General features: G+C 72.6%; 15 protein-coding genes. 10 read left to right on the top strand and 5 right to left on the bottom strand.

The window, feature by feature from the left end:
- Positions 1 to 99: 99 nt before the first annotated feature.
- Positions 100 to 2892 (top strand): ATP-binding protein, encoded by a 2793-nt coding sequence (locus ACN28G_RS22815; protein ID WP_421480296.1) that lies wholly within the window; start codon positions 100 to 102, stop codon positions 2890 to 2892.
- A gap of 115 nt (positions 2893 to 3007) precedes the next feature.
- Here the strand turns inward: ACN28G_RS22815 and ACN28G_RS22810 are convergent, their stop codons facing one another.
- Entirely contained in the window at positions 3008 to 3586 is a 579-nt protein-coding gene (locus ACN28G_RS22810) for a phospholipase (RefSeq protein ID WP_421480295.1), read from the bottom strand.
- Positions 3587 to 3904: 318 nt separating this feature from the next.
- Here ACN28G_RS22810 and ACN28G_RS22805 point away from each other — a divergent pair, with 318 nt between their 5' ends.
- Positions 3905 to 5149 (top strand): amino acid permease, encoded by a 1245-nt coding sequence (locus tag ACN28G_RS22805; protein WP_421480294.1) that lies wholly within the window; start codon positions 3905 to 3907, stop codon positions 5147 to 5149.
- A gap of 130 nt (positions 5150 to 5279) precedes the next feature.
- Here ACN28G_RS22805 and ACN28G_RS22800 read toward each other — a convergent pair whose 3' ends face one another.
- The 3 genes from ACN28G_RS22800 to ACN28G_RS22790 form a co-directional block, all read right to left on the bottom strand.
- Positions 5280 to 6794 (bottom strand): alpha-N-arabinofuranosidase, encoded by a 1515-nt coding sequence (locus tag ACN28G_RS22800; protein ID WP_091444344.1) that lies wholly within the window; start codon positions 6792 to 6794, stop codon positions 5280 to 5282.
- A 258-nt stretch (positions 6795 to 7052) separates the two neighbouring features.
- Complete coding sequence (locus ACN28G_RS22795; protein WP_091447448.1) at positions 7053 to 7778, bottom strand: methyltransferase domain-containing protein; 726 nt, start codon at positions 7776 to 7778, stop codon at positions 7053 to 7055.
- A 151-nt stretch (positions 7779 to 7929) separates the two neighbouring features.
- Entirely contained in the window at positions 7930 to 9570 is a 1641-nt protein-coding gene (locus tag ACN28G_RS22790) for an ABC-F family ATP-binding cassette domain-containing protein (RefSeq protein WP_421480293.1), read from the bottom strand.
- A gap of 85 nt (positions 9571 to 9655) precedes the next feature.
- Between ACN28G_RS22790 and ACN28G_RS22785 the strand changes: the two genes are divergently transcribed.
- The 3 genes from ACN28G_RS22785 to ACN28G_RS22775 all read left to right on the top strand — a co-directional run bounded on the left by ACN28G_RS22785 (position 9656) and on the right by ACN28G_RS22775 (position 11250).
- Positions 9656 to 10426, top strand: a complete 771-nt coding sequence (locus ACN28G_RS22785; protein ID WP_091444336.1) for an ROK family protein — start codon at positions 9656 to 9658, stop codon at positions 10424 to 10426.
- A gap of 93 nt (positions 10427 to 10519) precedes the next feature.
- On the top strand, positions 10520 to 10906 hold the full coding sequence (locus ACN28G_RS22780) for a tetratricopeptide repeat protein (RefSeq protein ID WP_091444332.1): 387 nt from the start codon (positions 10520 to 10522) through the stop codon (positions 10904 to 10906).
- Positions 10907 to 10995: 89 nt separating this feature from the next.
- Positions 10996 to 11250: a Smr/MutS family protein gene (locus ACN28G_RS22775; protein WP_007073137.1), complete on the top strand. Its 255-nt coding sequence runs from the start codon at positions 10996 to 10998 to the stop codon at positions 11248 to 11250.
- Positions 11251 to 11930: 680 nt separating this feature from the next.
- Here ACN28G_RS22775 and ACN28G_RS22770 read toward each other — a convergent pair.
- A complete protein-coding gene (locus ACN28G_RS22770) occupies positions 11931 to 14309 on the bottom strand; it encodes a M28 family peptidase (protein WP_421480292.1) in 2379 nt (792 codons plus the stop codon).
- Between the two features lie 176 nt (positions 14310 to 14485).
- On the opposite strand from ACN28G_RS22770, the gene ACN28G_RS22765 reads away from it, so the two are divergent.
- The 5 genes from ACN28G_RS22765 to ACN28G_RS22745 all read left to right on the top strand — a co-directional run bounded on the left by ACN28G_RS22765 (position 14486) and on the right by ACN28G_RS22745 (position 20106).
- Positions 14486 to 15715: a PP2C family protein-serine/threonine phosphatase gene (locus ACN28G_RS22765; RefSeq protein ID WP_229688426.1), complete on the top strand. Its 1230-nt coding sequence runs from the start codon at positions 14486 to 14488 to the stop codon at positions 15713 to 15715.
- Positions 15712 to 17532, top strand: a complete 1821-nt coding sequence (locus tag ACN28G_RS22760; protein ID WP_421480291.1) for a sensor histidine kinase — start codon at positions 15712 to 15714, stop codon at positions 17530 to 17532. Before ACN28G_RS22765 ends, ACN28G_RS22760 begins: the two co-directional genes overlap by 4 nt.
- Positions 17529 to 17981, top strand: a complete 453-nt coding sequence (locus ACN28G_RS22755) for a response regulator (protein ID WP_091444308.1) — start codon at positions 17529 to 17531, stop codon at positions 17979 to 17981. The genes ACN28G_RS22760 and ACN28G_RS22755 overlap by 4 nt, the downstream gene beginning before the upstream one ends.
- Positions 17974 to 18783, top strand: coding sequence for an inositol monophosphatase family protein (locus tag ACN28G_RS22750; RefSeq protein ID WP_421480290.1), 810 nt, complete (start codon positions 17974 to 17976; stop codon positions 18781 to 18783). The genes ACN28G_RS22755 and ACN28G_RS22750 overlap by 8 nt, the downstream gene beginning before the upstream one ends.
- A 315-nt stretch (positions 18784 to 19098) precedes the next feature.
- Positions 19099 to 20106, top strand: coding sequence for a coiled-coil domain-containing protein (locus ACN28G_RS22745; protein ID WP_175440822.1), 1008 nt, complete (start codon positions 19099 to 19101; stop codon positions 20104 to 20106).
- Positions 20107 to 20133: the final 27 nt, after the last annotated feature.

Genomic DNA, 20133 nt, shown 5'->3' with positions numbered 1-20133 from the left:
CGAGTGGCACCTTTGGGTCTGAACCGGTAACCGTCGAGCCGACGGATACCGGTGACCCCGGAGAGCACGACACCGACGTGAGGTGCGGAGGTTCCACGCATGTCGCCACCGATCGACCTCCCGAGCGGGCTGGTGACCTTCGTGTTCACCGACATCGAGGGGTCGACCCGGTTGGCCCAGATGCTCGGGCCGGGTTACCGCCCGGTGCTGCGTGAGCACCGCCGACTGCTGCGTGACACGCTCGCCGCCACCGACGGGGCGGAGCTGCTCACCGAGGGCGACTCGTTCTTCATCGCGTTCCCGGACGCGACCGCCGCGCTGACCGCGTGCCTGACCGCGCAGCTCGCGTTGGCCGGGCACGAGTGGCCCACTCCGGACTCCGCCCCGAAGGTGCGGATGGGGCTGCACACCGGGTACGCCGAGCCCGGCGACGGCGAGTACGCCAGCCCGGAGGTGCACCGGGCCGCCCGGGTCGCCGCCGCCGCCCACGGTGGACAGGTGCTCTGCTCGGCGGCGACCGCCCGGCACGCCGACCCGTTGCCGGCCGGGGCGTCCCTGATCGACCTCGGCCTGCACCGGCTGCGCGGCTTCGACGACCCGGAGCGGCTGTTCCAGCTGGTGGCCCCCGGTCTGGAGCGGCAGTTCCCCCGTCCGCGTACCGCCGACACGGTGACGCACAACCTGCCCACCCAGGTCACCTCGTTCGTCGGCCGGGAGACCGAACGGGCCGACCTGTTCCGGCTCATGCAGCGGCACCGCCTGGTCACCGTGCTGGGGGCGGGGGGCGCCGGCAAGACCCGGCTCGCGGTGGAGCTGGCCTCCGGGATGGTCGAGGCGTACCCGGACGGGGTCTGGTTCGTCGACATCGCCACGGTGACCGACCCGGGCCTGGTGGCCTTCGCGGTCGCCGCCGTGCTCGGCCTGCGTCCCGAGCCGGGCCGGCCGATGGTGGACACCCTTGTCGAGTACGCTGCCGCCCGCCGCATGCTGGTCGTGTTGGACACCTGCGACGCCCAGCCCGCCGCCTCGGCCGAGGTGATCTCCCGGCTGCTGGCCGGCAGCGGCGGGGTACGGGTGCTGGCCACCAGCCGGGAATCCTTCGGCCTGCCCGGCGAGGTGGTGTGGCGGATCCCGCCGCTGTCGGTGGATCCGAGGCCCGACGGCGCGCAGAGCGACGCGGTGGCGTTGCTGCTGGACCGGACGATGGCCGCCCGGGGGGGTCGGCAGCCGGACCCGGCGGAAACGGCCGACCTGCGGCGGGTGGTGCAGCGGCTGGACGGTCTGCCGCTGGCCATAGAGCTGGCCGCGGCCCGGCTGCGGGTGCTCTCCGCCGGTCAGCTCGCCGAGCGTCTCGACGACGTGCTCAGCACGTTGGACGCCGGCCGTGAGGACCCGGATCCGGGCCCGCACGGGCGGGACTGGACCGGCAACCAGCAGGACACCGTCGACCTGGTGGCCGCCGCAGCCGGCGGTGTCCCGGCCACCGCCGCCAGTCGGGCGGTCCGCCGGTCCGCCGCCGAACGGCACGTCACCATGCAGGCCACGGTCACCTGGTCGTACCGGACCCTGGGGCCACGGGCCGCCCGGTTGCTGCGCTGGCTGTCGGTCTTCGCCGGGCCGGTCGACCTGCCCACCATGCAGTGGCTGCTGAACGACGATCCGCTCGACCCGCTCTCCGTGCTGGTCGACAAGTCGATGATCCTGGCCGAGCCCCGGGCCGCCGGCAGCACGTACCGGATGCTCGATCCGATCCGGGCGTACGCGGCCCGCCGGCTGGCCCAGGCCGGTGAGGAGCGGACCGCCCGGGAACGGCACGTCGCCTGGTCGACGCATGCCCTGGAACGGGCCCACCTCGGCCCGGACGGGCTACCGGTCACCCTGTCGCTGTGCTCCCTGGACCCGTTGGCCGGTGAGCTGCGGGCCGCGCTGCGCTGGTGTGCCACCGGCGGCAGCGCCTGGGCCGGGTTGCGGCTGGCCGGCGGGCTGGACCAGTGGTGGCGGGAACGGGGCCTGGCCCGGGAGGGTCGACTATGGCTGTTCCGGCTCTACGGGCGGATCGCCGAGACGGGGGAGGAGATTCCGGAGGCCGAGCTGGCGGCGGCGTACCACATGCACTCGCTGCATGCCGGTGCGGACGGTGAGGTCGCCGAGGAGCTGCGCTTCTCGCAGCGCGCCGAGGCGGCGGCCCGGCAGGCCGGCGACGCGGGCCTGCTGGCCCGGGTACTGGCCGGTCGGGCCGCGCCGCTGATCGACATGGGGCAGTTCGACGAGGCGGAACGGGTCTGCCGGGAGGTCATCGACTGGGCACACGAGCAGGCGGTGGTCGCCGACGCGCTCTTCGCCGTCTTCAGCCTGGCCGAGCTGCTCTGGCGGCGTGGTGCCCTGGACGAGGCGGCCGAGCTGTTGGGGGCGGCCCGCCCGATCGAGGCGGGTCGGCCGGTGGAGCGGGGCCGCCGGTCGGTCGACATGCTGCTCGGCATGGTGGCGCTGGCCCGGGGCGACCTGGTGGCCGCGCACGAGCACCTGCTGGTGGCGCTGCGCTCCCGGATCAGTCACGGCTTCCACGGCCGGGCCTGCGACACCCTGGACGCGATCGCCGTACGCTGCGCGGCCGGTGGTGAACCGCACCTCGCGGCCCGGTTCTTCGGCGCGGCGCACGCGACCCGGGCGAGTCTGCGTTCCACCCCCGGCATCCACGACGAGTACTGGACGGCCCGGCAGGCGGAGGTCCGGGCGCTGCTCGGTGAGACGGTCTTCGACGCCACCTACACCGAGGGCAGCGAGCTGAGCCTGGAGGAGGCGGCGGAGCTGGCGCTGCGGGTGGAGCATCCCGACCTGGCCGCCGACTCGCTGCGCTTCGACACCGAGACCGCGCCGCCGATCCTGCCCTGAGCCTGCCCGTCGTACCGCTGGTTGGGGTCGGCGGGCCGGTGCCGGCGGGCGTGGCGCGGACGGGCCCGGGTTCGACGGCCCGGGGCCGGCGGGACGGCCGGCCCCGGGGTGCGCCTCAGCCGCGCGGGGCGGCCTTCCGTTCGGCGGCGGCCTGTCGCTCGGCGGCGGCCTTCCGTTCGGCGTCGGCCTTCATCCGCGCGGCGCGGTCGAGGTCGGACTGTTGCACCGCGGCGACCGAGCCGAAGATCCGGACCGCCTCGTAGTAGGTCCAGGCCAGGCTGTAGCAGGCCGGCCGGACCACCGAGTTGTACGTGCCGCAGGAGCGCTTCATGTCCTCGTAGAAGGCGCTGTCCAGGCGGGCCTTGTTGGCGGGGAACTGGCCGACGGCCTTGTAGTTGCGGTAGCCGAAGTCGTGCCGGTAGCAGGAGAGGTCGAACTTGAACCCGAGCGGGTTGTCCGGACTGGACGAGCAGTAGTCGGTCGTCCAGTTGAAGGAGTAGCCCGCCCAGGCGGCCTGGTTGAGGCGGGCGGAGTTCCAGTTTCCGTAGCTGGTGGCGCTGGTCTGGGTCCAGCTGGACAGCACGGTCAGCTTCTGCTGGGGCGTGACGGCGGCGGCTGCGGGCGAGGCGACGGCGACCGCACCCAGCACGGCCAGGGTGGCGGCGGCGAGGCGGGTGGCGAGGCGGCGGGACATGGGAACCTCCCGAGGGCGGCGGGGGTGTGGTGTTACCGGCGGGTCACCGGATGATGACCAGGTTGTTGCATCGCCTGCCATGGATCTTCCGCCGGGAAAGAACTTGGTGACATGCGCGGAAAGCGACGTTTCGTCGCGGCGCGTCCGGTCCCGTCGGCATCGATATCGACAGTGGTGATTGGTGGACCGGGCGGCTGGGTAGCAACGCCGGTCACCGGCCACCACGGGGGTGGCCACGGTGGGGAGGGTGGGTGTTCGCGGTGTCCGTGCTGCGCACCAAACCGATCAAGGACGTGATCGCCCAGAGCCGTCGCCGGGGTGGTCGCCCTGCTGGCCGCGCTCTGCTACGCCGAGCTGGCCGCCAGCGTGCCGACCGCCGGCAGCGCCTACACCTACGCGTACGCCACCATGGGCGAGGTGGTCGCCTGGATCATCGGGTGGGACCTGCTGCTGGAGTTCGCCCTCGGCGCGGCGGTGGTCGCACGGGGCTGGTCCGGGTACCTTGCCGAACTGTTCGGCCTGCCGACCGCCTGGTTCGGTGAAGAGGGCAGCGTGGTCAACGTCGGCGCGATCGCCATCGTGCTGCTGCTCGGCGTGGTGGCCACCATCGGCATCCAGCAGTCCGCCCGGATCACCAACGTGCTGGTCGTGGTGAAGGTCGCCATCTGCATCTTCGTCGTGGTCGCCGGGCTGTTCTTCATCTCCGCCGCCAACCTCACCCCGTTCGTCCCGCCGGCCGAGGCACCACCCGGCGACGAGTCCGGCCTGACCCAGCCGCTGACCCAGGTGCTCTTCGGACTGGAGCCGTCGGTCTTCGGCATCGCCGGGGTGCTCAGCGCGGCGGCGGTGGTCTTCTTCGCGTACACCGGTTTCGAGGCGGTGGCGAACCTGGGCGAGGAGACCCGGCGGCCCGGCCGGGACCTGCCGCTCGGGGTGCTCGGCACGCTGGCCGTCTCCGCCGTGCTCTACATCGGCGTCTCCTTCGTGATCGTCGGCATGGTGCCGTACACCGAGATCGACCGGGGAGCGCCGATCGCGGCGGCCTTCAACGCGGTCGGCGCAGGCTGGGCCGCGGTGCTCGTGTCGATCGCCGCGGTCTCCGGGCTGACCAGCGTGATCCTGGTCCAACTGGTGGCGATGGGGCGGATCGGCTACGCCATCGCCCGGGACGGCCTGATCCCGACGGGGATCGGCGCGATCCACCCCCGCTGGGGCACCCCGTACCGGGTGACCATCGCGATGACGGTGCTGGTGGCGGTGCTCGCCGGCTTCCTGCCCCTGTCGGCCCTGGCCGACCTGGTGAGCATCGGCGCGCTCTTCGCCTTCGTGATCGTCTCGATCGCGGTGCCGCTGGTCCGCCGCAGCCGCCCCGACCTCAAGCGTCCGTTCCGGGTGCCGTTCTCCCCGGTGCTGCCGATCGTCTCCGCGCTGGCCTGCGTCTACCTGATGCTGAACCTCTCCGTGGAGACCTGGTTGCGCTTCCTGGCCTGGCTGCTGCTCGGCGGGCTCATCTACGTCGGGTACGGCCGACGCCGCAACCGGCTCGCCCGACAGGAGCACTGACTCCGCCCGGGCCGGGGCACCCGCTCCGGCCCGCCCCGCCCCGCCCCGGCCCGGCCGGGCCGGGGCGGGGCGGGGCGGGCGGTGAGAAGGGAACCCCTCTCTACCGTAGGCGTTAAGAGGGGGCCCTTCCTTACCCCTCAGGTGGGGTGAAGCGCAGGAGGTTCCAGGAGAGCGCGGGCAGGCGTACGGTGCACCGGCCGCCGTCCGCCTTCGGTACGGGCAGGTCGCGGGGTACCACCCGGTCGGGCTCGGCCTCGGTGTTGACCGCCGCCGGATCGTCCCGCGCGGTCATCGCCGTGTGGGCGGTGCCGGCCAGTGCCGGTAGGCCCCGCAGGTCGACGTCGAGGCGCAGGTCGGTCTCGTCCCGGTTCACCGCGAAGACCGCCAGCTCGCCGGTCTCGTCGTGCCGTACCGCGACGGTGTCCAGCACCGGCACGTCGCCGTACCGCTTCGTGGCGTACGTCGGGCCGACCGGCTCGGTGCGCAACACCGTGCCCCGGGCGTACCGGGCGGTCAACGCGAACGGGTGGAAGATGCTCTGCCGCCAGGCCGGCCCACCGGTACGGGTCCGGATCGGGGCGATCACGTTGGCCAGTTGCGCCTGGCAGGCCACCCCGACCCGGTCGGCGTGCCGGAGCAGGGTGATCAGCAGGTCGCCGACGACCACCGCGTCGACCGCGGTGTAATCGTCCTCGATCAGCGCCGGCGCCTCCACCCAGCCGCGCCGGTCCAGGTCGGCCTGGACCCGGGACTGGTACCAGACGTTCCACTCGTCGAAGGAGATCTTGAGCTTGCGGGTCTGCCGCTGCCGGGCCGCCACGTGGTCGGCGGTGGCGACCACCTCGGTGATGAAGGCGTCCATGTCCACGGCCGAGGCCAGCAGGCTGGCCCGGTCACCGTCGGACGGATCGTAGTAGGTGTGCGCGGAGATGTAGTCCACGTGCTCGTACGTGTGCTCCAGCACGGTCGCCTCCCACGCGGCGAAGGTGGGCATTCCCCGGCCGGAGCTGCCGCAGGCCACCAGGCTGATCGACGGGTCGATCAGCTTCATCGCGCGGGCGGTCTCGGCGGCGAGCCGGCCGTACTCGTCGGCGGTCTTGTGGCCGACCTGCCAGGGACCGTCCAACTCGTTGCCGAGACACCAGAGCCGGATCCCGTACGGCTGCTCGGCGCCGTGCCGGCGACGTCGGTCCGACAACTCGGTGCCCCCGGGATGGTTGGCGTACTCCAGCAGGTCGCAGGCCTCCTGCACCCCCCGGGTGCCGAGGTTGACCGCCATCATCGGCTCGACCTCGGCGGTCGCCGCCCAGCTCATGAACTCGTCCAGGCCGAAGGCGTTGGTCTCGACGGTCTTCCAGGCCAGGTCGAGCCGGCGCGGCCGGTCGGCTACCGGACCGACGCCGTCCTCCCAACGGTAGCCGGAGACGAAGTTGCCGCCCGGGTAGCGGACCACCGAGACACCCAACTCCCGGGTCAGCTCCAGCACGTCACCGCGTAGCCCCCGGGCGTCGGCGCGGGGGTGGCCCGGCTCGTGGATCCCGCCGTACACGCAGCGGCCCAGGTGTTCGACGAAGGAGCCGAAGAGCCGGCGGTCGGCCGGCCCCACCGCGAAGGCCGGGTCGATCGTGAGCTGCGCGTTCCGCACCGCGTACCACCTCTCTCGCCGCTGCGTGGTCATCCCGTCCGGATGTTGTACCGCGCCGAGAGAGATGTTCGTCGTTGCGTCCCAGTGGCTGGTGACGCTGGTTTGTCCTCGTTCAGCGAGGGTCGGTCGCTGCTCGGGAGGCTCGGTCGCTGTTCCGCGATGGTCGGTCGCTGTTCCGCGATGGTCGGTCGCTGTTCCGCGATGGTCGGGTGCTGTTCCGCGAGGGTCGGGCGCTGTTCCGTGAGCATCGGTCGCTGCTCAGGAGAAGAAGCGGGCCAGGTGGGTGGGGGAGGGTGGGTCGGCGTCCGGGGCCAGCGGGGTGAGATCGGCGAAGATGCTGGCCCCGTCGCAGCCGGCGTGCAGCGGGTACCAGCGCGGGCTGCCCGGCGGCCGTTGCAGACAGATCCCCTTGATTGTCTGTACGTCCAGCAGCCGGACGTGGGTCGGGTCGGCGACCGCGTTCACATGCCCCCACCAGGGGCTCATCACATGCAGGACGCCGCCGGGCCGCAGCACCCGGTGACACTCGTCCACCAGCGGCAGGAAGTCGATCAGGTGCTCCAGGATGTGCACCGCGAAGAGCACGTCCACCGAGTCGTCGGCCAGCGGCAACGACCCGGACAGGTCGGCGACCGCGTCCACCCCGGGAGCGGGGAAGATGTCCAACCCGAGGTTGCCCGGGTACTGCTTGGTGCCGCCGCAGCCCAGGTCCACCACGACCGGCGCCCGCCCGGCCACCCCGACCCGCCCCCAGACCCCGTACACCCCGGCGAGCCGGCCCACCAGCTCCCGCACCAGCCGCAGCTGCCCGGCGTCGACCGCCTCGCCGGTCAGGTGCGCCACCCCCCGGTCGAAGCGCACTTGGACCCCGAGGTCACGCAGCCGGGCGTCGTACGCCACCTGCTCCACCCACGCCTCGGCGAGGAACCCGTCGACCGCCCGCAGCCGCTCGGCCGAGGGCGGACTCTGCGACAGCGCGACCATGGCCACCTCCGGCCGGCCCGATACCCGGTAACCCGCCCGACATGCCCCCCTCAACCCACTTTCCCCCCATTGCAAGGAAGGGCCCCTTGTTAACGGGCTGCGGTGAGCGGGGAACCCTTCTCTACCGAAAGCGTTAACAAGGGGCCCTTCCTTACACCAGTTCGGTGACTCGGCCTGCGTCGACGTGCAGGCGGCGGGTGGTGTGCACCGCGTCGAGCATCCGGCGGTCGTGGGTGACCAGCAGCAGCGTGCCCGGGTAGCTGGCCAGCGCCGTCTCCAGCTGCTCGATCGCCGGCAGGTCCAGGTGGTTGGTCGGCTCGTCCAGCACCAGCAGGTTCACCCCACGCCCCTGCAACAGCGCCAGCGCCGCCCGGGTCCGCTCGCCGGGGGAGAGGGTGGCCGCCGGACGCAGCACGTGTCCGGCCCGCAGGCCGAACTTGGCAAGCAGGGTCCGTGCGTCCGCCGGTGACAGGTCCGGTACGGCCAGCCGGAAGGCCTCCAGTAGGGGCTGGTCGCCGAGGAAGAGCAACCGGGCCTGGTCGACCTCGCCGACGACCACCCCGGGGCCGAGCGCGGTGTGTCCGGCGTCCAGCGGCAGCCGCCCCAGCAGCGCGCCGAGCAGGGTGGACTTGCCGGACCCGTTGGCCCCGGTCACCGCCACCCGGTCGGCCCAGTCGATCTGCAGGTCCACCGGCCCGAGGGTGAAGTCGCCCCGGCGTACCACCGCGCCCCGGCAGGTGGCCACGACCGCGCCGGCGCGGGGTGCGGCGGCGATCTCCATCCGCAGCTCCCACTCCTTGCGCGGCTCCTCGACCACCTCCAGCCGCTCGATCAGCCGTTCGGTCTGCTTCGCCTTCGCCGCCTGCTTCTCGGTCGCCTCGGCGCGGAACTTGCGGCCGATCTTGTCGTTGTCGGTGGCCTTGCGCCGGGCGTTCTTCACGCCCTTCTCCATCCAGGCCCGTTGGGTGCGGGCGCGGGCCTGCAGGGCGGCCCGGGTGTCGGCGTACTCGTCGTACTCGGCGCGGTCGTGCCGGCGGGCCACCTCCCGCTCCTGCAGGTACGCCGCGTAACCGCCGCCGTAGTGCCGGATCTGCTGCTGGGCGAGGTCCAGCTCCAGCACCTGGGTCACCGTCCGGGTGAGGAACTCCCGGTCGTGGCTGACCAGCACGGTGCCCGCCCGCAGCCCGGTGACGAACTCCTCCAGCCGGGCCAGTCCGGCCAGGTCCAGGTCGTTCGTCGGCTCGTCGAGCAGGAAGATGTCGTACCGGCTGAGCAGCAGCGAGGCGAGCCCGGCGCGGGCCGCCTGCCCGCCGGAGAGCCCGGTCATCGGATGGTCCAGGTCGACGGTGAGACCCAGGTCCGCGCTCACCTGCTCGGCCCGCTCGGCCAGGTCCGCGCCGCCGAGGGCGAGCCACCGCTCCAACGCCGCCGAGTACCCGTCGTCGGCTCCGGCCGCGCCGACGGTCAGCGCCTCCGTCGCGGCGTCCAGCGCGGCCTGCGCGGCGCTCACCCCGGTCCGGCGGGCCAGGAAGTCGCGTACCGTCTCGCCGGGCCGTCGCTCCGGCTCCTGCGGCAGGTGCCCGACGGTCGCGGTGGGCGGGCTCAACGCGACGCTGCCGACCTCCACCGGGGCCAACCCCGCCAGGGTACGCAGCAGCGTCGACTTGCCGGCGCCGTTCGCCCCGACCAGGCCGACCACGTCACCGGGGGCGACCACCAGCTCCAACTCGGCGAAGAGCGGCCGGTCACCGTGCCCGGCGGCGAGGTCCTTGACGATCATCGTGGCACTCATCAGAATCCCGAGCCTAACGGTCCACGCCAGCGGGTTTCGGCCACCGGTCGTCGGTGTCCACCGGACACGAGGCAGACTCACCGGGGTGGTGACCACACTGGCGATCGACTGCGGGGGCGGCGGGATCAAGGCCTCGGTGCTCGACGGCGCGGGGACGATGCGGGCCCGGCCGTTGCGGGTGCCCACCCCGTACCCGCTGCCGCCGGAACTCTTCGTGCGGACCCTGACCGAGCTGGGTGCCCGGCTGCCCACGGCGGACCGGGTGACCGTCGGGATGCCCGGCATGATCCGGCACGGCGTGGTGGTGGCCACCCCGCACTACGTGACCCGCTCCGGCCCCCGCTCCCGGACCGATCCGACGCTCTTCGCCGAGTGGTCCGGGTACGACGCCCGGTCGGCGCTCGCCGAGGCGTTCGGCGTACCCGTGCTGGTGCTCAACGACGCCGAGGTGCACGGCGCCGGGGTGGTCGCGGGCACCGGCTGTGAGCTGGTCCTGACCCTCGGTACCGGGCTGGGCAGCGCGCTCTTCGACGGCGGGGTGCTCGCCCCGCACCTGGAGCTGTCCCACGCCCCGGTGCGCTGGGGCACCACCTACGACACGTACGTCGGCGAGCCGGAACGCCGCCGCCTCGGCGACGCCTTCTGGTCCCGCCGGATCCGGCAGGTGGTGGAGGGGCTGCGGCCGGTGTTCCGCTGGGACCGGCTCTACCTGGGCGGCGGCAACTCCCGGCTGATCCGCCCCGAGCAACTGGCCCGGATGGGCGACGACGTGGTGGTGGTGCCGAACACCGCCGGCATCGTCGGCGGGGTCCGCGCCTGGGGCCTGGCCGCCGACCGGTACGACCCGACCTCCTGACCCGGCAAGTTCCCTTGCGGGAACACTCGCGGTCGGGGCGATGTTGTGCCAGCGTCGGTGAAGTGGCGACCTGGACACCAGGAGGTGGGTCGGATGGACTTTCTGGCCGAGTACCGGCGGGCGACCGTGTTCTTCGAGGCCGGTGACGCGACCGGGGCGGCCCGGCTGCTGGAGCCGATCGTCGCGGCCGAGCCGGACAACTCCTCCGTACGGCAGCTGCTGGCCCGGGCGTACTTCCAGTCCGCCCAGCTCAGCCGGGCCGAGGAGCAGCTGCGGGAGATGGTCGACCGGGACCCCGCCGACCACTACGCCCACCACGTGCTGGGCCGTACCCTGGAGCGGCTGAACCGGCCGGCGGACGCCCTGCGGCACCTGCGCATCGCAGCTGCCATGCACGGCACCAACGACGACTACCTCACCGCCCTGCGCCGGGTCGAGTCCCGGGTCAACGGCCCTACCATGGGTCGTCAGGGCGGCTGAACGCCGCCTGTCGTGGCGGGTCGGTTCCACCGGCCTGCCACGCGGCGGAGCTGAGCGGACGGTGGGCGGAGCATGACGGTGGGCGGGGTATGAAGCTCAAGCTGGATCTGCACGACATCTTCAACCGGGGCCAGGACATCGACCGGGCGCTGCGCGGGATCATGGACGAGGCGGTGGCGAAGAAGGCCACTCTCGTCGAGATCATCCCGGGCAAGGGCTCCGGCCAGCTCAAGAAGCGGGTGCTGCGGTTCCTCGACCAGAAGGACGTCAAACAGCTCTACCACCGGGTGGAGAAGGACTCCAAGAACTTCGGCCGCCTCTTCGTCCACTTCCGCTGGAAATAGCGCCCCTCCCTCCCTTGCTCCCTCCCTCCCACCCACCCTCCCCGCGCAATTTCGGGGATGTAGTTGCATGCGGCCCGCCCGAGACCACCACATCCCCAAAAAAGCACGTCGGCAACGCGTTCACGCAGGAGGGGAACCGCCCCACCCACCCGTCTCGCGCCACCCGGAGTGGTTGAGGGCGATCTTGGTGGTGTTTGTGCCGTGTTTCTCTGGCCTGTCGGGTGTTCTGGTCAGCGCGATGGGTGGTTCGGCCCTTTGTGGGAAGCGCACTTTCGTCGCTCCTTCGGAGCTGGGCATTTCATTTCGTCTATGCCTTTGGGTGCATGGTCACCGTTGTGCGGTCCTGCTCGCCTCTGATGAAAGTGCCATGACTTCGGCCGGCCCTGCTCCCGAGCCGCCGAATCCCGGCCCTGACACCGGCGGTCCGGCCGGCCCTGCTCCCGAGCCGCTGAATCCCGGCCCTGACACCGGCGGTCCGGCCGGGCGCAGCCGACGTCGACGAGCCCGTAGCAGCCCGACCCGACGTCGATGAGCCCCGGCCAACCCCGCTCCGACCCCGACGAGCCCCGGCCAGCCTCGCCCCGACGCCCGACGAACCCCAGCCTCATACCGACGAGCCTCGTCCCGGGGTGTGAGAGGGGTGCCCCGCTCTACCTAAAGCGTTAACAGGGGGCCCTTCCTTACACCGAGTAGGTGCGGGCTATGGCTAGGAGTTCGGAGCTGTGTGAGCCGACCACGCCCACGTCGGGCGGGCGGGGGCGGAAGCCGGGTAGCGCGTCCAGCCCGTCGCTGCCGTCCATCACGCGTAGTGCCAGCTGACGGCCCGGCTTGGACGAGACGGTCAGGGTGATCTCGATGCCCTCCGGTGGTGGGGCGTGGAAGACGACGCCGAGGTTCCAGCGGTGTTCCGGGCGGCCCAGCGGCACCGGGCGGCCGGCCACGGTGAGGCTGGTGACCGTTGCGGTGTCCAGGTCGACGTGCAGGCTGGCCAGCCGGACCGGGCGTTGCGGGGTGAGCTTCAGCCGCAGGGTGCGGGCCGGACCGGTGCCGGTGTCGGCGAGTACCTCCAGTTTCGGGGCGGGCAGGTCGGCGGCGGGGGCCGGGCCGGTGCGCAGGTCGCCCGCCCCGAGGCCGGGGAAGCCGTCGACCGGGCCGGTGTCGGCGACGTACCCGGCGGTCCAGGGTTGGGGGTCGGTCTCGCGGCTGAGCCAGCGGGCGGTGCCGGTGTCGGCGTCGAGGGCGTACATCAGGTGGGTGGGGACGGGGTGGTCGGCGTCGAAGCGGTCGACGGCCAGGCCGACCCCGGCGAAGATCGCGGCGGCCAGGCCGGCGGCGAGGGTGGGCAGCAGGCCCAGGCGGCGGTGGCGTAGCGCGGTCAGGCCGCGGGCGCCGCCGGCCGGTGGGTGCAGCAGGTCCACCACGGGCAGCGCGGCGAAGCCGAGCAGGACCGTGACCAGCGCGGCCACCCCGCCCATCGCCATGCCCAGGGCCGGGAAGAGCAGGATCGCGGTGGGTAGCAGCACGATCACGCCGACCGCCGCGACGACGGTCGCCGCGATCACCGGCCACGGGCCGTCGACCCGGGTGGCCAGCGCGATCAGGCCGCCGAGCGCGCCGACCAGGGCCGGCAGGGTGAAGAGGTACGCCCCACCGGGGGCCAGCGCCGCGAAGACCACCCCGAGCAGGGCCAGCCAACCGAGTACGCCGACGGCCAGTGCGGCCGGTCCGGCCCACCGGCGCAGCAGCGCGTACCAGCCGGACACCACCGCCACGGCGAGGGTGAGCACGGCGAGGCGGTACCAGGTAGGCCGGTACGGGTCGAGCAGTTCGGCGTAGCCCGGACGTAGTGCGGTGATGCCCAGCCAGAGCCCCTGCGCGCCCAGCGGGGCGACGACGAGCGGGGCGAGCGCCAACCCGAAGGCGGCGACGAGCCGGCGTCCGGTGGCCCGGCCCCGCCGTCGGGCGAACCAGCCCAGCGCGGCGACGGCCAGGAGCGCGGCCAGCGCCAGCGGCCATGTCAGCCAGCCGGGGTAGCGGACCAGTCCGCCCGGCACCGGGAAGTACGTGGCGTCGTGGTCGGCGCCCAGGTCGGTCAGGTCGATCCGGCCGAACTCCCGGGCCAGGCCGAGCGCGTTGTCGCCGTGGTGTTGCAGGCTGCCCCGGTCCAGCGCGGCCGGGGTGTCCAGCGGGGTGTGGTAGATCGCCCCACCGTCGATGTACGCCGAGTTCAACCCGACGAAGTCGGCGTCGAGGAAGGCGGTGAAGTCGGTGTCGTTGGGCAGCGCCCGGTAGACCTCCACCGCGAAGGAGGTGCCGACCGGGTGGGGTGCGGCCCGGCCGAAGACGTCGACCAGGGCGGCGTTGTCCCGGGACGTCTCGAACATGATCACCGGCCCGGTGGAGCCGCGCGCCTCCAGGTTGATCACCACGCCACCGTCGGCGGCCAGCGGATGCTCGGCCGCGAACCCCGCCGCGCCGCAGAGGCAGGCCTCCTCGGCGTCGGTGAGCACGAAGACGATGTCGTTGCGGGGGCGGTCTCCGCTGGTCAGCGCGCGGGCCACCTCCAGGATCGCCGAGGTGCCGGCCGCGTCGTCGTTGCCGCCCGGCCCGGTCTGCACCGAGTCGTAGTGCGCGACCAGGAAGACCCGACCGGTCGGATCGGTGCCGGGTAGCCGGGCCACCACGTTGCGTACCCGGGCCAGGGTGGCCCCGGCAGCCGCCCCGCTGAGCTGGCCGGCCTCCGGGGCGACCAGGTCCTGCACCTCGGTCTCCAGGCCCAGCGCGCGCAGCGTGCCCTCGACGTGCTGGCGTACCCGGTCGTTGGCCGGACTGCCGGCCGGGTGCGGCTCGGCCGCGACCTGCTCGACGTGCGGGAACGCCCGGCCGGCACTGAACTGGTCGACCGGTGCGTCGGCCGGTAGGGGCGTCGGGGTACGCAGGTCGAGCAGGCTGCCCGCACCCACCGCCACCAGGGCGAGGAGCGCGAGCAGCGCGGCGAGCGGACGGTTGCGGGGTCGGGCCAGGGCCCGGTCCTCGGCGTGGGTACGGGGTACGCCCACTGGGTCTCCTCGGGGGTGGGGGTGGGCACCATCCTGGCCCACTGCGGGACATGCCGGTGCCGGCGCGGGCGCGTTGTGTGCGACCGTTGTCTAATACATGCTCGGCGAGGACTCGGAAGGAGCCTGACATCACCAGCGATCTCCCGCGCCTCGCGGAGGCCACCCGGTCACCCCGGATGGCCGGCCGGGCCGGTCCCGCGGTCGAGTCGTCGTACCCGCACGGCGGTTACGGGCCCCACCCCAACCTGCCGCCGGGTGAGCGGTTGCGGGTGCTGCTGGTCGAGGACGACGAGGGCGACGCCTTCCTGGTCGGTGAGCTGCTCGCCGAGACCAACTCGATGATCGACCTGCTGGTGGCCACCAGCCTGAGCGAGGCCCGCAAGCGGGTGATGGGCGTGGACTGCGTCCTGCTCGACCTGGGGCTGCCCGACGCGCAGGGTCTGGACGGGCTGCGGCAGGTGCTGGAGATGTCCAGCGGTGCGGCGGTGTGTGTGCTGACCGGCCGCTCCGACGAGCACCTGGGCATCGTCGCGGTTGCCGAGGGAGCCCAGGACTACCTGGTCAAGGGGCAGGTCGACGGGGTCCTGCTGACCCGCGCGCTGCGCTACGCGGTGGAGCGGAAACGGGCCGACGAGAACGCCCGCCGGCTGCGTGAGGTCGAGCTGCGCCAGGCCGAGTCGGCCCGACTGGAACGCGGCCTGCTGCCCCAGCCGCTGATGTCCACCGAGGAGATCGGGGTCAACACCTTCTACCGGCCGGGCCGGCACGCCGCGTTGATCGGCGGGGACTTCTACGACGTGGTGCAGACCCGGCCGGACCGGGTGGACCTGATCGTCGGCGACGTCTGCGGGCACGGGGCGGACGAGGCCGCCCTCGGTGTCGAGCTGCGGGTCGCCTGGCGGGCGCTGATCCTGGCCGGGGTGCCCGACGACGAGGTGCTGCCGGCGTTGGAGCAGGTGCTGATGAGTGAGCGCCGGCTCCAGGAGATCTTCGCGACGGTGGCCACCGCCCGGCTGGACCTCGCCGCCAACCGGGCGACCGTACGCCTGGCGGGGCACCCGCCACCGCTGCTGCTCGCCGGCGGTAAGGTCGCGCCGGTGCCGGCACCGGGCGGACTGCTGCTCGGCGTACGACCCCGCCGGCCCGTGGCCTTCGACCTGGAGTTCGACACCGATGACTGGTCCCTGTTGATGTACACCGACGGCCTGATCGAGGGGCGGGTGGACGGCGGCGACGAGCGGCTGGACGTGCCCGGCCTGGTGGGTCTGCTGGACGAGCCGGCCAACCACGCGGTGCCGCTGTCCGAGTTGCCCGCCTGGCTGGTCGGGCGGGCCGAGCAGATCAACGGCGGTCCGCTCGCCGACGACGTGGCGATGCTGCTGGTCAGTCGGGGTGGTGGGCGGTGACCGGGGCCGGACGTGGCTGGACCCTGCGCCGCCGGGTGGTCGCCATGCTCACCGTGGTGGGGGTGGCGCTGGTCGCGCTGGCCGGGGCCGAGGCGGTGGTCGCCACCCAGAACCGGAACTACACCGAGGCGGCGCTCACCGAGACCGGCCCGCTGCGGGTGCACGGGCAGCAGCTGCTCAGCGCCCTGCTCGACCAGGAGACCTCGATCCGCGGGTACGCGGTCAGCGGCAACCGGGCCGACCTCGTCCCGTACGAGGAGGGGGTGCGCCAGGAGCGGACCGTCACCGCCGAGATGACCGAGCTGATCGACGACTACCCGGAGATCGCGCAGGAGCTCCGCGCGGTCGAGGAGCAGGCCGAACAGTGGCGGCGGCTGGTGGCCGAGCCGGTGATCAACACGACGGAGACCGCCGGTACGGCAGCCGGTCAGGCGCTCCTCAACGACCAGGCCCGGCAGCGGTTCGACGGGATAAGGTCCGCGATCGACGCGTTGCAGGCCGAGATCCTCACCGCCCGCGCGACGGTGGTCGCCAACATCGAGCGTACCGGTGACCTGCTGGTGCTGCTCCTGATCATCGCGGCGGTGGTGGTCGCGGTGGCCGGCGCGGTGCTGCTGTTGTCGCTGGAGAAGATGGTCATCCGACCGTTGACCTCGCTGGCCGGTCAGGTACGGGAGGTCGCCGACGGCGACTACCAGCACCGGATCAGTGGTGCGGGGCCGCCGGAGTTCCTCGGGCTCGCCGACGACGTGGACGCCATGCGGCAGAAGATCGCCCGGGACCTCGACGAGGTCCGGGAGGCCCGGGAGCGGATCGAGTGGGTCAACAGCCAGCTCCAGAAGCAGGCCGAGGAGCTGGTGCGCTCCAACCGTGACCTGGAGCAGTTCGCCTACGTGGCCTCGCACGACCTGCAGGAGCCGCTGCGCAAGGTGGCCAGCTTCTGCCAGTTGCTGCAACGCCGGTACGCGGGGCAGCTGGACGAGCGGGCCGACCAGTACATCGCCTTCGCGGTGGACGGTGCGCAGCGGATGCAGCGTCTGATCAACGACCTGCTGGCGTTCTCCCGGATCGGGCGGCTCACCACCGGCTTCACCGAGGTCGACCTGAACAAGGTGATGGGGGACGTGGCCGGCCAGACCGAGGCCGCCCGGCAGTACGCCGACGCCGAGCTGACCTGGGACGAGCTGCCGGTGATCCGGGGCGAGGAGCCGTTGCTGACCAACCTGCTGGCCAACCTGGTCAGCAACTCGATCAAGTTCCGGCGTCCCGACGTACCGCCGAAGGTGCACGTCTCGGCGAAGTTGGTCGACGGCGAGTGGGAGATCAGCTGCCAGGACAACGGCATCGGGATCGAGCCGGAGTTCGCCGACAAGATCTTCGTGATCTTCCAGCGGCTGCACTCCAAGGACGCCTACCCGGGCACCGGGATCGGTCTGGCCATCGTCAAGAAGATCGTGGAATACCATGGTGGCCGGGTCTGGGTCGACACCGACAGCCCGCAGGGCACGGCGATCCGGTTCACCGTCCCGGCCACCGCCGAGGACGTCGAGGCCGCCACGGTGAAGACAACCGCCGACGGTACGACCGGTGGTGAGGCAGCTGCGGAAGGTGAGTCGGCAGCCCCGGGTGGCCCGGCTGCGCCGGGCGGGACCGGTGCGGACGGGGCGACTGCTGGCGGTACCGGCTCGACGGCCGCCGACCCGGAGTCGGCCGGGCCGGAGTCGGTTGGGCCGGTGGGGCGGCAGACGGCACGGAAGGACACCGCGCGGGCCTCAGGCGACGGCGGTACGGACGGCACGAAGGAGACAGTGCGATGACCGCGCCGGCGGACGGCAAGAGCCCGATCGAGGTGCTGCTGGTCGAGGACGACCCGGGGGACGTCCTGATGACCCAGGAGGCGTTCGAGGAGCACAAGCTCCGCAACCGGCTGACCGTCGTCTCCGACGGCGCCGAGGCGCTGGCGTACCTGCGTCGGGAGGGCCGGTACGCGGACGCGGTCAGCCCGGACCTGATCCTGCTCGACCTGAACCTGCCCCGCCGGGACGGCCGGGAGGTGCTGGAGGAGATCAAGAAGGACGAGCACCTCTGCCGGATCCCGGTCGTGGTACTCACCACCTCGCAGGCCGACGAGGACATCCTGCGCAGCTACCAGCTGCACGCCAACGCCTACGTGACCAAGCCGGTCGACTTCGAGCGGTTCATCTCCGTGGTACGCCAGATCGACGAGTTCTTCGTCAGCGTGGTCAAGTTGCCGCCGCGTGGCTGACCTGCTCCTGGACGACGTCGGCGAGCTGCTGCGGGACACCGCCGCCGAGATCGTCCTGCCCCTGTTCCGGAAGCTGGACGCCGCAGACGTCACCGAGAAGGCCCCCGGCGAGCTGGTCACCATCGCCGACCAGCGCGCCGAGGAGGCGATCACCGCCGGCCTGCGTCGGCTGCGCCCCGGCTCGGTGGTGGTCGGCGAGGAGGCGGTCGCCGACGACCCGACCCTGCTGCGGCACGTCCGGAGTACCGGTGACGTCTGGGTGGTCGACCCGGTCGACGGCACCTCCAACTTCGCCGCCGGCAAGCGACCGTTCGCGCTGATGGTGGCCCTGCTGACCGACGGCGATCCGGTCGCCTCCTGGATCCTCGACCCGCTGGCCGACAACCTCGCGGTCGCCCGGGTGGGCGAGGGCACCCGCCTCGACGGCCAGCCGGTCACCCCACGCACCACCGGGCGTACGCCGGGCGGGCTGCGCGGCAGCGCGACCACCTGGTTCCTGCCGCCGGCCACCCGGGCCCGGGTCTCCGCCGGCGGTGAACGGCTCGGCGGGCTGCTCCCCGGGCAGCACTGCGCCGGTCGGGAGTACCTCGACCTGCTCACCGGTGAGCGGGACTTCGTCCTCTTCTGGCGTACCCTGCCCTGGGACCACGTCCCCGGCACGCTGCTGGTCCGCCAGGCCGGCGGGGTCGCCCGTCGCTTCGACGGCACCGACTACCACCCGGCCGACGAGCACCAGGGCCTGCTGGTCGCGATCTCCGAGGACGTCTGGACCGAGGCCCACGCGGCGCTCCTCGCCGACTGACCCGCCCCCGCCGGCCTCGCTTCGCCCCGTGCTACCCCGACCCGAGGTGTGAGAGGGGTGCCCCGCTCGACCAAAAGCGTTAACAGGGGGCCCTTCCTTACGGTGAGGGGGGGAGTGCGTTGGGTTGATGTTTTGCGGGGGGAGGGTTCTGCGGGCGGGTCCGGGGCGCGAGGTCCGGTATCGTGACCTGCGGTCACCGCCAGTGGGCCGCCGGACGGCGCCGGGCGGGGTCCTCGATCGGATCGATCGCCATCTCGGCCCTGCCGATGCGGGGCCACCGACGGCTGACGGAAGGACACTCTCGTGCCGAGGACGATGGTCATCCGGCGTCGGGGCGGCCGGCTGCTGGTCGCCCTGCTGACCGCCGTGACGGTGCTGCTCGGTGTCGGCGCGGTGCCGGCGTACGCCGAGCCGAACGAGGGCGGGACGAAGAAGCTGCGGGACGCCCTGGAGAGCACCGCCAAGGGGCACATCGAGGCGAAGAACAAGCTGGAGGCCTCCCAGAAGCGGCAGAAGAAGCTGACCGCCGACCTGAAGACGGTCGAGCAGCGGCTGGTCGGGCTGACCGAGCAGGTTGGCGAGGTGGCCGCGCAGTCGTACCGGACGGGTCGGTTGACCGCCCCGGCGATGCTGCTCAACGCCGACACCCCGGACAGTTTCCTGGACCGGGTGGCCGCGTTGGACGTGATGGCCCAGCGGGACAGCAAGCGGCTGGCCACCCTGATCGAGACCCGGGCCGAGGCTGCCGAGGCCAAGAAGGGGATCGACGCCGAGGTCCGGGAGCAGCAGAAGCAGGTCGCCACGATGGCGAAGAAGAAGAAGGAGGCCGAGCGGGCGCTCGCCGCGGTCAGCACCGGCACCAGCGCCGGGTTCAGCGGCGGAAGTTCCTCCTCGGCCCGCCCGGCGCCGCGTAACTCCGACGGGTCGTGGCCGGGGGAGTCCTGCTCGGTGAACGACCCGACGCCGGCCAACGGTTGCATCACCCCCCGGACGCTCAACATGCTGCAGGAGACCAAGGCGGCCGGCTACAAGCGGTACGCGTCGTGTTTCCGTAGCGGCGGGTCGGGCGAGCACCCGAAGGGCCGGGCCTGTGACTTCTCGGCCGCCGCCGGTGGCTTCCAGGACAAGACCGCGACCGGCGGGGACAAGTCGTACGGCGACAGCCTGGCCGCCTGGCAGGTCCGCAACGCCAGCCGCCTCGGCATCCTCTACGTGATCTGGTACCGGCAGATCTGGCACCCGGGCACCGGTTGGCGGTCCTACAGCGGCAGCGGCAGCCCGGCCGCCGACCACACGAACCACGTTCACACCTCGATGCACTGATGCGTCCGTCCGGGTGCGTACCATCGC

The sequence above is a fragment of the Micromonospora sp. WMMA1923 genome (assembly GCF_049179195.1).
Lineage (GTDB): Bacteria > Actinomycetota > Actinomycetes > Mycobacteriales > Micromonosporaceae > Micromonospora > Micromonospora yangpuensis.
The sequence above is the reverse complement of the archived record's forward strand: the minus strand, read 5'-3'. Positions and strand labels throughout refer to the sequence as shown.